Raw genomic sequence first — 13386 nt, 5'->3', positions numbered from 1 at the left:
GACGAAACGCTCAGTTCGCGGCGAGCGCGGCGGCGACGACGTCGAGGCCTTCGTCCAGCAGCGCGTCGCCGATCGTGAGCGGCGGCAGGAAGCGGATGACGTTGCCGAACGTGCCGCAGGTGAGCACGACGACGCCCTCGGCGATGCACGCCTTCGCGACGGCGCCGGTGAGCGCCGCGTCGGGGGCGCCGGTGGCCGGATCGGCGAACTCGACCGCCATCATCGCGCCGGCGCCGCGCACCTCGGCGATGCGGGCATCGGTGGCCTGCAGGTCGGTGAAGCGGGCGCGGATGCGGTCGCCGATCTGCTGCGCGCGCTCGACGAGCCCCTCGGTCTCGTACGCGTCGATGGCGGCGAGCGCCGCCGCGCACGCGACCGGGTTGCCGCCGTAGGTGCCGCCGAGGCCGCCGGTGTGGGAGGCATCCATGATCTCGGCGCGTCCTGTCACAGCGGCGAGCGGCATGCCGCCCGCGATGCCCTTCGCGGTGGTGACGAGGTCGGGCACGACGCCGAACAGCTCGCTCGCGAACATCGCGCCGGTGCGGGCGAAGCCGGACTGCACCTCGTCGGCGATGAAGACGACGCCGTTGGCGGTGCACCACTCGGCGACGGCGGGCAGGAACCCGTCGGCGGGCACGATGAATCCGCCCTCACCCTGGATGGGCTCGATGATGACGGCGGCGAGGTTGTCGGCGCCGATCTGCTTCTCGATGAGGGTGATGGCCCGAGCCGCTGCGTCGGGCCCGGTGAGGCCGTCGCGCAGCGGGTACGACGCGGGGACCCGGTAGATCTCCGACGCGAAGGGGCCGAAGCCGCTCTTGTAGGGCATGGCTTTGGCCGTCAGCGCCATGGTGAGGTTCGTGCGGCCGTGGTACGCGTGGTCGAACGCGACGACGGCCTGACGGCCGGTGTGCTTGCGGGCGATCTTGACCGCGTTCTCGACGGCCTCGGCGCCCGAGTTGAACAGCGCGCTCTTCTTCTCGTGGTCGCCCGGGGTGAGCCGGTTGAGGGCCTCGGCGACGGCGACGTAGGAGTCGTACGGCGAGATCATGAAGCACGTGTGGGTGAACTGCGCGGCCTGCGCGGCGATCGCCTCGACGACCTTGGGGTGTGCGGCACCGACCGTGGTGACGGCGATGCCGGAGCCGAGGTCGATGAGCGAGTTGCCGTCGGCGTCGACGATGACGCCGCCGCCCGCGGCGACCGTCGCGACGGGAACGGTGTGCCCGACGCCGGCGGCGACGGCCACGGCCTTGCGCGCGAGCAGCTCCTGCGAGCGCGGGCCGGGGATGGCGGTGACGAGGCGACGCTCCTGCGGCAGCGAGGGGCCGCCGACGGGAGCGGTGGCGAGGGTGTCTGCGGTCATGGCGACCAGCGTAGGGACGACGGACCCGGCAGTCGCTGGCCGTCGTGTACATTTCAGACACAGCGTTGTACACACTGGAAGGTGAGCGGATGCCGACTCCCCCCGCACCCACCCTGCGCGCATTGCTGGCTCGACCCGACCTGCAGCTCACGCTGGCGGGCGACGAGTCCCGTCTGGCCGAAGGCGCCCTCGACGCTCCCCTGCGCTGGGTGCACAGCTCCGATCTGCCCGATCCCACCGCCTTCCTCGTCGACGGGCTCGTGCTGCTGACCACCGGCACCCAGTTCGCCGATGCCGAAGACGACGCTGCCGCCGCAGAATACGTCGAGCGCCTGCAGGCGCACGGGGTGCGCGGGCTGGGTTTCGGCACCGAAGTCGTACGCGCCGGCATCCCACCCGCGCTGCTGCGCACGTGCGAAGCCGTCGGCATGCCGCTGTTCGAAGTGCCGTACCGCACGCCGTTCATCGCGGTCGCCCGCGCCAACGCGGAAGCGATCGCCGCTCAGGCGTACTCGCGTCGCAGCTGGGCACTCGACGCGCAGCGCGCCATCTCACGCGCGGCGCTGCGCCCCGACGGGCTGCGGGCGACCGTGACGGAGCTCGCACGACAGCTCGACCAGTGGGTCGGCCTGTTCGACGGTGCCGGCGCGCTCGTGCAACAGCATCCGGCCGCCTCACTGCCCGCAGGGGCGCTCGACGAGCTGCAGGTCGACGTGCAGCGCCTGCTGCAGAGGGGACACGGGTCGGGTTCTCGCGTCGCCGTCGGCGGCGTGCCGTTCTCGCTGCAGACGCTCGGATCGGGCGGACGGCTCAGCGGGGTGATCGCGATCGCCGGCGAGACCCCGGCGACCGAGGCGCGCGATCTCGTCACGGCCGTGACGGCACTCGCCGAACTCGCCCTCGCCCACAACGTCGTGCTCGGCGGCGCACGCGACGCGCTGCGAGAGGCACTGGTGTCGATGCTGCTCGCCGGACACACCGACGTCGTGGCGCGGGTCGCGGCGCAGGCCTGGGGACCACTGCCGGCGGGTGAGGTCGTCATCGCGTGGGCGACGGTGCAGCCCGAACGCACCGCCGCGCTATCCGACTGGCTCGCGGTGCGCGCCGCAGACGACGCAGTGTTCTTCGGGCGCATCGACGACGGCATGCTTGTGGTGTCCACCGACGCCGAGCTGCCCGATCGCATCGCCAACGAGTTCGACGCGACCGTGGGCATCGCCCCGCGGCATCCGCTGTCTGCTGCGCGCACCGCGTACCGGCAGGCACGCACGGCGCACGCCCGCGCCCGCTCCGGCGAGGCCGCGCGCTTCGCGGATCTTGCCGATCAGGGGATGCTCGCGGCGTTGCACACCGACGACGCGCAGGCACTCGCCCAGCGTCTGCTGCAGCCCGTGCGCGAACACGACCGTGCGCAGGGCACCGCACTGGAGCAGACGCTGCGGGCATGGCTCGCCCACGACGCGCAACTGGATGCTGCCGCACGAACGCTCGGGGTGCACCGTCACACCGTGCGCGCCCGCGTGCAGCAGGCGCAGGAGCTCCTCGGACTCGACCTCGCGTCCTTCCCCGCACGCGCCCAGCTGTGGGCCGCCTTCTCTGCCCTCGGCTGAGCCCGGCGATCGCGAGACTTCACAGATGTCACGTTTTCGCGCGGGAATCGTGACATTCGTGAAGTCTCGCGGCGTCAGGCCTGCGGGGCGTGCGTCTCGAGGAAGTCGTAGAGGTCCGTGGTGTCGACGCCGGGGAACGACCCGGTGGGAAGGGTCGCGAGCAGGGTGCGCGGCGTGCGGACGTTCGGCCACGCCTTGTCGCGCCACTGCGTCTCGAGCTCGGCCGGCGCACGACGGCAGCACACCTCGACGGCGTGCCGCGAGACGCCGCGGTTGGTCGAATCACGCCCGATGAACCATTTCGTGTCGTCGAAGCGCACGCCCACACTCACCGAGTGCGCCCCCTCGCTGGAGGCCTCGACGCGCGCCGTGCACCAGTACGTGCCGTTGCCGGTGTCGGTGTACTGGTAGTACGGGTTGAACTTGTCGGGGATGTCGAAGACGACGCGGCTCGTCCATTTGCGGCAGCACATCTGACCTTCGATGGACCCGAGCCGGTCGGCGGGGAAGTTCACGTCGTCGTTCTCGTATGCCTTGGTGATCGTGCCCGATTCGTGCACCTTCAAGAAGTGCACGGGGATGTCGAGGTGCCGTGTCGCGAGGTTCGTGAAGCGGTGGGCGGCGGTCTCGTACGACACGGCGTACGCGTCGCGCAGGTCTTCGATCGAGATGGCTCGGCGTGACTTCGCGTCCTGCAGGAACCCTGCGGCGTGCGATTCGGGGATCAGGAGCGCACCGGTGAGGTAGTTCGTCTCGACGCGCTGGCGCAGGAACTCGGCGTACGAGCGCGGCTCGCTGTGGCCGAGGATCCGGCTCGACAGCGCCTGCAGCACGGCGGTGCGCGAGTCGGCTTTCGCCGGCACCGTGCTCGACAGGTACAGGCGCCCATTCTTCATGTCGGCGACGCTGCGGGTGGACTGCGGCAGGTCTGACACGTAGTGCAGCGTGAAGCCGAGGTGCGCCGCGATGTCGGAGGTGGTGCGCTGCGTGAGCGGACCACCCGGATGGTCGACGGCCTGCAGGATCGACTGGGCGTGCGCTTCGAGTTCGGCGAAGTAGTTGTCCTGCGTGCGCATGAGGTGTCGCAGTTCGACGTTCGCACGGCGAGCCTCCTCGGGCGTCGCCGAACGCTCGTCGTTGAGGCGCTCGATCTCACCCTGCAGCGAGAGCAGCGCCTTGAGGACGTCGTCGGGGATCGCCTTGCCGATGCGGAACGGCGCGATGCCGAGCGCCTGGAACGTCTGTCCCTTCATGGCGCGCTCGAGGGAGATCTCCATCGTGGAGCGTTCGTCGAGCGGCTGCGCCTCCAGCAGCGCGTCGATCGTCGTGTCGAGCGCTTTGGCGATCGTGCGCAGCAGGGTGAGTTTGGGTTCGCGCTTGCCGGTCTCGATCATCGAGAGCTGGCTCGGAGCGCGCTCGACCGCGGTGGCGAGCTCGTCGAGCGTCATCCCCCGCGTCGTGCGCAGCTGCCGGATGCGGCGGCCGATCGTGAGGGCGTCCGCCTCGTCGAGCGGCTCGTCGACGGATGCCGGGGTCTCCAGGGTCGTCATGACCGGAATTCTGTCACGAACGTAGAAGAACAGCAAAACTTCACACGTGATTTGGTGAAGCATGGCGTCATTCTTCACCCAAAGTGGATGCAAGCCGCCGGGTCACCGGCATCCGACAACGCACAGAAGGACAGGGCCATGGCTCCCACCGCAACGGGCATCGCGCCCATCACCACCACCCTCCACACCGGCATGACGCCCGCGATCGAGATCGTCGGCGCACTGCGACCCCGCTACGACGAGATCCTCACGCCCGAGGCCGTCGAATTCCTCACCGCGCTGCACCACCGGTTCGCCGGTCGCCGCCACGACCGTCTCGCCGACCGCATGCGTCGTCGCTTCGAGATCGGCAACGGGCACGACCCGCAGTTCCGCGACGACACGGCGCACATCCGTGAGGACGCCGACTGGCGCGTCGCCGGCGCAGGGCCCGGGCTGGAGGACCGCCGCGTCGAGATCACCGGACCCACCGACCCGAAGATGACCATCAACGCGCTGAACTCCGGCGCGAAGGTCTGGCTGGCCGACCAGGAGGACGCGACGAGCCCCACGTGGCGGAACGTCATCGAGGGGCAGCTGTCGCTGTTCGACGCGATCCGCGGCCAGCTCTCGTACACCTCCCCCGAGGGGAAGGAGTACGCCGTCACGGCGCAGCGCACGCCCACGATCGTGATGCGCCCCCGCGGTTGGCACATGGTCGAGAACCACATCCAGTTCACCGATCGCACCGGCCGCACGCTCTCCGCGTCGGGTTCGCTGGTCGACTTCGGGCTGTACTTCTTCCACAATGCGAAGCAGCTCATCGCGAACGGCCGCGGCCCGTACTTCTACATCGCGAAGATCGAGAGCGCCGAAGAGGCGAAGCTGTGGGACGACATCTTCACCTTCAGCGAGCAATACATCGGCATCCCGCACGGCACCGTCCGTGCGACCGTGCTGATCGAGACGCTGCCGGCGGCGTTCGAGATGGAGGAGATCCTGTTCGAGCTGCGCGACCACTGCGCGGGCCTGAACGCGGGGCGCTGGGACTATATCTTCTCGATGATCAAGAACTACCGCGGGCGCGGCGCACGCTTCGTGCTGCCCGACCGCAACAAGGTCACGATGACGGTGCCGTTCATGCGCGCCTACACCGAGCTGCTGGTGCAGACCTGCCACAAGCGGGGAGCTTTCGCGATCGGCGGCATGAGCGCATTCATCCCCAACCGCCGCGACCCCGAGGTGACCGCCCAGGCGTTCGAGCGGGTCGCTGCCGACAAGAAGCGAGAGGCCGGCGACGGCTTCGACGGCACCTGGGTCGCCCACCCCGACCTGATCCCGGTGGCGATGGCCGAGTTCGACGCGGTGCTGGGCGACAGCCCGAACCAGGTGAAGCGTCAGCGCGACGAGGTGCACGTGACCGCGCGTCAGCTCATCGACTGCCACATCGGACTGCCGATCACCGCAGAGGGCGTGCATGCCAACGTATCGGTCGCAGTGCGCTACATCGAGGCGTGGCTGCGCGGGCAGGGCGCTGTGGCGATCGACAACCTCATGGAGGATGCCGCGACCGCCGAGATCAGCCGCTCGCAGGTGTGGCAGTGGATCCACCAGGACCGCCAGACCGAAGACGGCACCACGATCACGCCGTCCTACGTCGAGCAGTCGATCCAGCAGGTGTTGGGCGAGGTCGACCGCACCGACGGCGACCGGTTCGACGAGGCGGCCGAGGTGTTCCGCGACGTGGCACTGGGCACCGACTTCCCGACGTTCTTGACGCTCGGGGCCTACAACCGGTACCTGACCGAGACCGACTGACCCGCACCGGCCGGCTGGGGGGCAGCGAAGGGGCGGATGCGTTGCGGCATCCGCCCCTTTCGTCCGCCCGTCTTTCGGCTGCCCCGTCAGGTGATGAGGCCGCGCTCCATCGCGAGCGTGACGGCACGCGTGCGGTCACTCACGCCGAGTTTCTCGAACATCCGCAGCAGGTGCGTCTTCACCGTCGATTCGCCGATCCCGAGGGCGACGGCGATCTGCTTGTTGCTGCGACCGTCGCGCACCAGGCGCAGCACATCGAGTTCACGTTCGCTGAGCGCCTGCGCGGCGGGCTGCCGCATGCGCTCGACGAGGCGCACGGCGACCTGCGGTGACAGCGCGGTCTGCCCCTCGGCGACCGAGCGGATGCCCGCGACGATTTCGTCCTGCGGCGCCGCCTTCAGCAGGTAGCCGCTGGCTCCGGCTTCGATCGCCGCGAGGATCTGATCGTCGGACTCGTACGTCGTGAGGATGAGGATGCGGGCACTACTGCCCGACTGCACGAGCCTCGTCGTCGCACCCACGCCGTCGAGGACGGGCATGCGGAGGTCCATCAGGACGACGTCCGGCTTGGTCTCTTCGACCACCTCGACGGCGGCGGCCCCGTCTGCCGCCTGACCGACGACCTCGAAACCGGGCTCGTCGTCGAGCAGTCCGACGAGTCCCGCCCGCACGATGGGGTGGTCATCGGCGATCACGAGCCGGATCATGCCGTCCCCGCCTGACGAGGCCCGGGAAGGCTGACGGTGAGCGCCGTGCCGCCGCCGTCTCGTGTCACGACGTCGAAGTCGCCACCCGCGAGCGCCACCCGTTCGCGCATGCCGTCCAAGCCGAACCCGGCGCGCGCCGTCGCGGGGTCGAAGCCGCGACCATCGTCGGCAACCGTCAGCGACGCCGACCCGTCGACGCTCGTTCGCACCTCGACCTCGACGCGGCCGGCATCCGCGTGCTTGCGCACGTTCGCGAGCGCCTCCTGCAGGCACCGCAGCAGCACGATCTGCGTCTCACGGTCGACGGGCGCGTCGACGTCGAGCCGCAGGTCGACCGCGAAGCCCACCTCGACCCGGAACCGCTCGGTCAGGCGACCCAGTGCATCGGCGAGCGCGGTCTCGGACGAGACAGCCGCGGTGTGCACGACCAGTTCGCGCGCCTCCCGCAGGGCGTCGCGGGCGAGGTTCTCAACGGTCGACATCGTCTCTGTGGCTGCATCGATCCTGCCGTCCGCGGCTTGTCGCGAGCCCCGCTCGGCGAGGATGACGAGGCCCGCCAGTGTCTGTGTGACCGTGTCGTGGAGGTCACGCGCGATGCGCTCACGCGCTTCGGCGGCGCCCCGTTCACGACTGAGCACTTCGACCTCCGCCTGCGCCGCGGTGAGCTCGCTGATGAGGCGGTCACGCTCGACGCCGTACTCCATGACGCTGCGCAGCCACAGACCGATACCGATCGAGAACGCGCCGACGAGGCCACCGGTCATGCTCGCGAGGAAGAGCCCGCGCGTATTCAGCCCCGACGAGATCAACGTCCCCACGGTGATGCCCACCGCCATCGCGATCGTCGCGAACACGGCTCCTCGCCGCGTCGGCGCCAACAGCCAGCAGATCGGGTTGACGAGCGCGGTCGCCAGCGCGACGAACGGGCTGCCCGCATTGCCGATGAGCATCGCGACCGCGCACGCACTCGCGAATGCGACGAAATGCGTGGAGCGCCCTGCTCTGGCTGCGGGGTATGTCAGGAAGATGTAGCCGAGCCCGACGATCGCGATCGCGACCGCGACGAGGGCCGGCGCGAATGCCGCGAAAGCAGCGGCGTCGGGGATGGCGATCACGGCGATCACCGCGAGCACGCCGACGGCGGCAACGTCCCACCAGCGCGTGTGCGTCATGTTCACAGAGGCTACGCGGCGCCGGGGACTCACCTCGTCAAGCACGACCGAGCCGCCTGGATCGACATCGCCCGGGCCAAGGTCTGCTGTGCGCGCATGCGAGAGCGCCGCGTGAGCGATCGGCCGAAATGATTCGCTCACGCGGCACCCTTCCCCCGCCGACCACCTGACTACGGGCATGCCTGCCCGGAGTACCTCAGCATTCGCGGCATCCCCCAGTTCGTGCGGCCCCCACCGCACAGACGCCGCGACCGACGCGGACGTCGATCGCACCGAGGTGTCGAGTGGTGATCACCCTTCGATCCTCCTGTCTGCTCGCAGACTTCGACAGCCGCCATCAGTCGGAACCGGTGTCCACCATTCGGTGGACACCTCGAGCATTCATCTCGATCCGCCGACACACCATCGTGAGATCGAGTTTCATGCGCGCTGACACCCAGTACTCGACAAAGAATTGACGGACATGCCTGTCCGGTTGTGTGGAAACCCGAGAACTCCCATCCCCGCTCCGCCGCGCCCGCTAGCTTCCTGCCTGTTCGCCGACATCAAAGGAGATTCGTATGCGACGCACGATGGCGTGGGCGGCAGCTGGGGTATTGACCCTGAGCCTGCTCGCCACCTCCCCCGCTACCGCCACGACCGGATCGTTCTACGACCCACCCGCCGACCTGCCAGCCGCCAACGGCGAGCTCGTCCGCGCCGAGCCGATGCAGCTGGCCGCGTCCGTCTCGTTCGGAGGCAGCATCGCACCGCTGCCGGGCGCTGCCACCCGCATCATGTATCGGACGACCGACATGAACGGCGCCCCAGCCGCCGCATCGGGCGTGTACATCGAGCCCACCGTGCGCTGGCGCGGTGACGGCGAGCGCCCCCTCGTCGCCTTCGCCGCGGGCACCCAGGGCCAGGGCGACGCGTGCGCACCGTCGAAGACCCTCGAATCGGGGCTCGTAGTCGAATCGGGCGCCGTCGCCGTCGGGTATGAGATCCCCAGCATCTACGGCCTCCTCGCGCGCGGCATCGCGGTCGTCGTGACCGACTACATCGGCCTCGGCACGACCGATCGCGACCACTCCTACGTCGTGCGGCTCGACTCTGGGCACGCCGTCCTCGACGCCGCCCGCGCCGCCGACGACGTGCCCGGCGCATCGGTAACCGCGTCCTCGCCGATCGGCCTGTTCGGCTACTCGCAAGGAGGCGGTGCAGTCGCCTCGGCTGCCGAACTCGCAGCGACCTACGCGCCCGAACTGCCGATCAAGGGTACGTTCGCAGGCGCCCCGCCCGCCGATCTCGCCGCGGTGTTGCGCTCGGCCGACGGCACCTCGCTGACCGGCGTCATCGGGTGGGCCCTGAACGGTCTGGCCCAGTACGACGCCGAGTTCGCCGCCGCCGTGACGCCCGAACTGAACGAGAAGGGCGTCTCGACACTCGAAGCGCTGAAAGCGGCCTGCATCGGCGACGCGATCATCACGAGCGGGACTGCGTTCAACAAGACGTCGTCGTGGACCACATCGGGCGAGAGCCTGTCGCAGCTCGCCGCGCGACTGCCGGCCGTGCGCGACAGCCTCGCCGAGCAGCGGATCGGCACCATGCTCCCCAACGCGCCCGTGCAGATCCTCACCGGCACGAAGGACGACATCGTCGCCCACCCGCAGGCCAAACAGCTCGCGTCGGACTGGTGCGCACAGGGAGTCGCGGTGACATACGTGCCCGTCATCCAGCCCGTCGGCAGCGGCGGCACGGGGCTGAACCACCTCGCGCCGATGATCACGCGCGCCGCGCTCAGTCAGCAGTGGCTCGTCGACCGACTCGAGGGCGACCGCACGAGCGGCAACTGCAGTTCGCTGCGCTGGCTGCCCTGACGCAGTGACGACACTTTCGGGCGGATGCCGGAAACACCCGGCATCCGCCCGACGCGCACCCTGCGGGGCCACACCGCGACCGGCGCGCCGACTACGCTCTAGATCGTGACCGAACGCGCTCCCCTGTCCCGCAAGCTCTCGAACATCGCCGAGTCGGCGACCCTCAAGGTCGACGCCAAGGCGAAGTCACTGCAGGCCGCCGGCCGCCCCGTCATCTCGTACGCGGCGGGCGAGCCCGACTTCGCGACACCGCAGTTCATCGTCGACGCCGCCGCCGAGGCGCTGCGCGACCCGGCGAACTTCCGCTACACACCCGCCGGCGGGCTGCCCGTGCTGCGCGAGGCGATCGCCGCGAAGACGCTGCGCGACTCGGGGCTCGAGGTCGCGCCGAGCCAGGTCATCGTCACCAACGGCGGCAAGCAGGCCGTGTACCAGGCGTTCCAGGCCGTCGTGAACCCGGGCGACGAGGTGCTGCTTCCCGCGCCGTACTGGACCACCTACCCCGAGGCGATCGCGCTGGCCGACGGCACGCCCGTCGAGGTGTTCGCCGGTGCCGACCAGGACTACAAGGTCACCGTCGAGCAGCTCGAAGCCGCCCGCACCGAAAAGACGACCGTGCTCGTGTTCGTCTCGCCGTCGAACCCGACCGGATCGGTCTACACGCCCGACGAGGTTGCGGCAATCGGCCAGTGGGCCCTGGAGCACGGCATCTGGGTCATCAGCGACGAGATCTACCAGAACCTCATCTACGAGGGCGCCCGCGCCGTCTCGATCGTCGAGGCCGTGCCGGAGCTCGCAGGCCAGACGATCCTGGTGAACGGCGTCGCGAAGACGTACGCGATGACCGGCTGGCGTGTGGGCTGGATGGTCGGTCCCGCCGATGCGATCAAGGTCGCCGCCAACCTGCAGTCGCACCTCAGCTCGAACGTGAACAACGTGGCGCAGCGTGCAGCGCTCGCGGCGCTCACCGGGCCGCAGACCGAGGCCGAGCAGATGCGCGAGGCGTTCGATCGGCGCCGCCGCGTGATCGTGTCGGAGCTTGCGAAGATCGATGGCGTGACGGTGCCGAACCCGCTCGGCGCGTTCTACGTGTACCCCGACGTGCGGGGGCTCCTCGGCCGCGAATGGGCGGGCGTCACCCCGACCACGACGCTCGAGCTGGCCGATCTCATCCTCGAGCAGGCAGAAGTCGCCGTGGTGCCCGGCGAGGCGTTCGGGCCCTCCGGCTACCTGCGCCTGTCGTACGCCCTCGGCGACGACGCTCTGCTCGAAGGCGTGCAGCGCCTGCAGCGCCTGTTCGCCTGACCTGGGAGCGGTCGGCTCAGAGTTCGATGCCGACCAGCACCGGCTCTGGCTGCAGGATGAGGCCGAACTCGGCCTGCACGCGCTGCTGCACGAACCGCGCGAGTTCGGCAACCTCGCCGGCGGTCGCTCCGCCGCGGTTGGTGAGCGCGAGGGCGTGCTTGGTCGACAAGCCGGCGCGCGAGCGCGGGAGTTTGAACCCCTTGCGCAATCCCGCGTGCTCGATGAGCCACGCCGCACTGACCTTGACGTCGGGCTCGGAGCCTGCCGTCGATGGCAGCTGCCCATCCCAGGTGTGGAGCGGGATGACGGCATCTTCGCGGGTTTCGACGGCCATCGGCCAGCGCGGGCACGCGTCGGGAAGCGTGCGCGCGAACGAGGCCGAGATCACGGGGTTCTGGAAGAACGACCCGGCGCTGCGGGTGTCGGGGTCCCCGGCATCGAGCACCATCCCCTTCCCGGCACGGATCGCGAGGACCGTCTCACGGATCCACGCGGGTGTGACGAGCGCGTCGTCGTCGAGACGCAGCGCCTGCCGCAGCTGCTCCCCCCGCACCGGGATCGGGTCGTGGCCCACGACGGTGAGCTCGAGCGTGAGCGACACGATGACCGCCACACGTTCAGCGACGCTGCCGTAGTGGTTCTTCAGCACCGAGGTGCGAAGCCCGAGGCCCAGATCGGATGCCGGCACCACAGACAGGTCGCCGGTGGACTCGTCGAGCAGTTCGACCTCGACGAGGGTCTGCACGATCTCCTGCCCGTAGGCGCCGACGTTCTGGATCGGTGCGGCGCCCGCCGATCCCGGGATTCCCGACATCGCTTCGATGCCGGCGAGGCCGCGGTCGACCGAGTATGCGACGACCGCGTCCCAGTCGTGGCCGGCCTCGATCTTCAGCCGCACGGTTCCCTCGACCGGCGAGGCGACCTCGGTGATCCCCTCCGTGCGCACGAGGACGATCGTGCCGTCGAACGGTTCGTCGGAGGGCAACAGGTTGGAGCCGCCGCCGACGACGAGCCACGGTTCACCGTCCGCCCACAGTGCTCGCAGCGAATCGACGAGTTCGTCGCGCGTGCGGGCCTCGATCATGCGCGTCGGAGCGCCACCGACCTGCAGCGTGGTCAGCTGCGCGAGCGGAAGCGGCGTGATCTCGGGCATGCGTTCAGGCGGCCCGGCGCACGCGCACCTGGGCTTTGCCGAGCACGACCGTCTCACCGTGACTGACCGTCAGGTCGACGCGCACCGTTTCGTCGTCGAGCGCCCCGATCTTCGCGGCCACGGTGACGTCGGCGCCGCCCTCTGCATCGACGACGACGGGGCGGGTGAAGCGCACGCCGTACTCGAGGATGCGACCCGAGTCACCGAGCCATTCGACGATCGTCTCGACGGCGAGTCCCATCGTGAGCATGCCGTGCGCGAGGACACCCGGAAGGCCGACTCGTGCTGCGACGTCGTCGCGGTAGTGGATCGGGTTGAAATCGCCGGAGGCACCCGCGTAGCGCACGAGGGACTCTCGCGTGAGATGGATGGTGCGCTCGGCGACGACTGCACCGACTTCGAGGTCGCTCATGCGTCTTCACCTCCGACCAGCAGCACCGAGATGGCGGTGACGACGTGGGCACCGGTGTCGTCGGTGATCTCGGATTCGCTCGTGACCATGGCGCCCTTTCCGAAAGGTCGCACCCCGGTCACCGACAACTTCGCGGTGAGTGCGTCACCGGCGACGATGGGGCGCGTGTACCGGAATCGCTGCTCGGCGTGCACGGTGCGCTCGAGGACGATGCCGGAGTCCGGAAGGTTCAGCAGCTGCTGCAGCGTCAGATCTTGCACGACAATCGCGAAGGTCGGCGGCGCGACGACGTCGGCGTAGCCGAGCGCCTGCGCTGCCGTCGTGTCTTCGTGCTGGGGGTCGGTCGCGAAGACGGCGCGGGCGAACTCGCGCACCTTCTCTCGTCCGACGAGATACGGGGCGGTGGGCGGGAACTCGCGTCCCACCAGCTCAGGGTTCACAGACACCCCCCGATC

11 protein-coding genes are annotated in these 13386 nt (G+C 69.6%); 4 read left to right on the top strand and 7 right to left on the bottom strand.

Annotated elements, in window-relative coordinates; genetic code table 11:
• Positions 1 to 10 precede the first annotated feature (10 nt).
• Positions 11 to 1366 carry a 4-aminobutyrate--2-oxoglutarate transaminase gene (gene gabT / locus AC3ENX_RS00585; protein WP_434809900.1) on the bottom strand — a complete coding sequence of 452 codons (1356 nt, stop codon included), beginning with the start codon at positions 1364 to 1366 and terminating at the stop codon, positions 11 to 13.
• Between the two features lie 89 nt (positions 1367 to 1455).
• Here gabT and AC3ENX_RS00580 point away from each other — a divergent pair, with 89 nt between their 5' ends.
• A complete protein-coding gene (locus tag AC3ENX_RS00580; protein ID WP_434809898.1) occupies positions 1456 to 2976 on the top strand; it encodes a PucR family transcriptional regulator in 1521 nt (506 codons plus the stop codon).
• A gap of 74 nt (positions 2977 to 3050) precedes the next feature.
• Here AC3ENX_RS00580 and AC3ENX_RS00575 read toward each other — a convergent pair whose 3' ends face one another.
• Positions 3051 to 4526 (bottom strand): helix-turn-helix domain-containing protein, encoded by a 1476-nt coding sequence (locus AC3ENX_RS00575; RefSeq protein ID WP_434809897.1) that lies wholly within the window; start codon positions 4524 to 4526, stop codon positions 3051 to 3053.
• Between the two features lie 138 nt (positions 4527 to 4664).
• On the opposite strand from AC3ENX_RS00575, the gene aceB reads away from it, so the two are divergent.
• Positions 4665 to 6323: a malate synthase A gene (aceB, locus tag AC3ENX_RS00570; protein WP_434809895.1), complete on the top strand. Its 1659-nt coding sequence runs from the start codon at positions 4665 to 4667 to the stop codon at positions 6321 to 6323.
• An 86-nt stretch (positions 6324 to 6409) separates the two neighbouring features.
• On the opposite strand, the gene AC3ENX_RS00565 is transcribed toward aceB, so the two are convergent.
• Together AC3ENX_RS00565 and AC3ENX_RS00560 are read right to left on the bottom strand one after the other, a co-directional pair.
• On the bottom strand, positions 6410 to 7030 hold the full coding sequence (locus AC3ENX_RS00565; RefSeq protein ID WP_434809894.1) for a response regulator: 621 nt from the start codon (positions 7028 to 7030) through the stop codon (positions 6410 to 6412).
• Positions 7027 to 8202, bottom strand: coding sequence for a sensor histidine kinase (locus AC3ENX_RS00560; RefSeq protein WP_434809892.1), 1176 nt, complete (start codon positions 8200 to 8202; stop codon positions 7027 to 7029). Before AC3ENX_RS00560 ends, AC3ENX_RS00565 begins: the two co-directional genes overlap by 4 nt.
• A gap of 560 nt (positions 8203 to 8762) precedes the next feature.
• Between AC3ENX_RS00560 and AC3ENX_RS00555 the strand changes: the two genes are divergently transcribed.
• Together AC3ENX_RS00555 and AC3ENX_RS00550 are read left to right on the top strand one after the other, a co-directional pair.
• Positions 8763 to 10061, top strand: coding sequence for a lipase family protein (locus AC3ENX_RS00555; protein WP_434809891.1), 1299 nt, complete (start codon positions 8763 to 8765; stop codon positions 10059 to 10061).
• Between the two features lie 105 nt (positions 10062 to 10166).
• Positions 10167 to 11366 (top strand): pyridoxal phosphate-dependent aminotransferase, encoded by a 1200-nt coding sequence (locus tag AC3ENX_RS00550; protein ID WP_434809890.1) that lies wholly within the window; start codon positions 10167 to 10169, stop codon positions 11364 to 11366.
• Between the two features lie 16 nt (positions 11367 to 11382).
• Here AC3ENX_RS00550 and AC3ENX_RS00545 read toward each other — a convergent pair whose 3' ends face one another.
• The 3 genes from AC3ENX_RS00545 to AC3ENX_RS00535 are packed head-to-tail and all read right to left on the bottom strand — an operon-like array spanning position 11383 to position 13377.
• Positions 11383 to 12519, bottom strand: a complete 1137-nt coding sequence (locus AC3ENX_RS00545; RefSeq protein WP_434809889.1) for a UDP-N-acetylmuramate dehydrogenase — start codon at positions 12517 to 12519, stop codon at positions 11383 to 11385.
• 4 nt (positions 12520 to 12523) lie between these two features.
• On the bottom strand, positions 12524 to 12931 hold the full coding sequence (locus tag AC3ENX_RS00540) for a MaoC family dehydratase (RefSeq protein WP_434809888.1): 408 nt from the start codon (positions 12929 to 12931) through the stop codon (positions 12524 to 12526).
• On the bottom strand, positions 12928 to 13377 hold the full coding sequence (locus AC3ENX_RS00535; protein WP_434809887.1) for an FAS1-like dehydratase domain-containing protein: 450 nt from the start codon (positions 13375 to 13377) through the stop codon (positions 12928 to 12930). Before AC3ENX_RS00535 ends, AC3ENX_RS00540 begins: the two co-directional genes overlap by 4 nt.
• Between the last annotated feature and the right edge of the window lie 9 nt (positions 13378 to 13386).

The organism is Microbacterium sp. bgisy189 (assembly GCF_057707225.1).
This window is presented reverse-complemented; position numbering and strand designations above follow the sequence as displayed.

Bases quoted from the DNA above. Each gene is read 5' to 3' on its own strand.
- gabT (WP_434809900.1), bottom strand. From the start codon at position 1,366: ATGACCGCAGACACCCTCGCCACCGCTCCCGTCGGCGGCCCCTCGCTG.
- AC3ENX_RS00580 (WP_434809898.1), top strand. From the start codon at position 1,456: ATGCCGACTCCCCCCGCACCCACCCTGCGCGCATTGCTGGCTCGACCC.
- AC3ENX_RS00575 (WP_434809897.1), bottom strand. From the start codon at position 4,526: ATGACGACCCTGGAGACCCCGGCATCCGTCGACGAGCCGCTCGACGAG.
- aceB (WP_434809895.1), top strand. From the start codon at position 4,665: ATGGCTCCCACCGCAACGGGCATCGCGCCCATCACCACCACCCTCCAC.
- AC3ENX_RS00565 (WP_434809894.1), bottom strand. From the start codon at position 7,030: ATGATCCGGCTCGTGATCGCCGATGACCACCCCATCGTGCGGGCGGGA.
- AC3ENX_RS00560 (WP_434809892.1), bottom strand. From the start codon at position 8,202: ATGACGCACACGCGCTGGTGGGACGTTGCCGCCGTCGGCGTGCTCGCG.
- AC3ENX_RS00555 (WP_434809891.1), top strand. From the start codon at position 8,763: ATGCGACGCACGATGGCGTGGGCGGCAGCTGGGGTATTGACCCTGAGC.
- AC3ENX_RS00545 (WP_434809889.1), bottom strand. From the start codon at position 12,519: ATGCCCGAGATCACGCCGCTTCCGCTCGCGCAGCTGACCACGCTGCAG.
- AC3ENX_RS00540 (WP_434809888.1), bottom strand. From the start codon at position 12,931: ATGAGCGACCTCGAAGTCGGTGCAGTCGTCGCCGAGCGCACCATCCAT.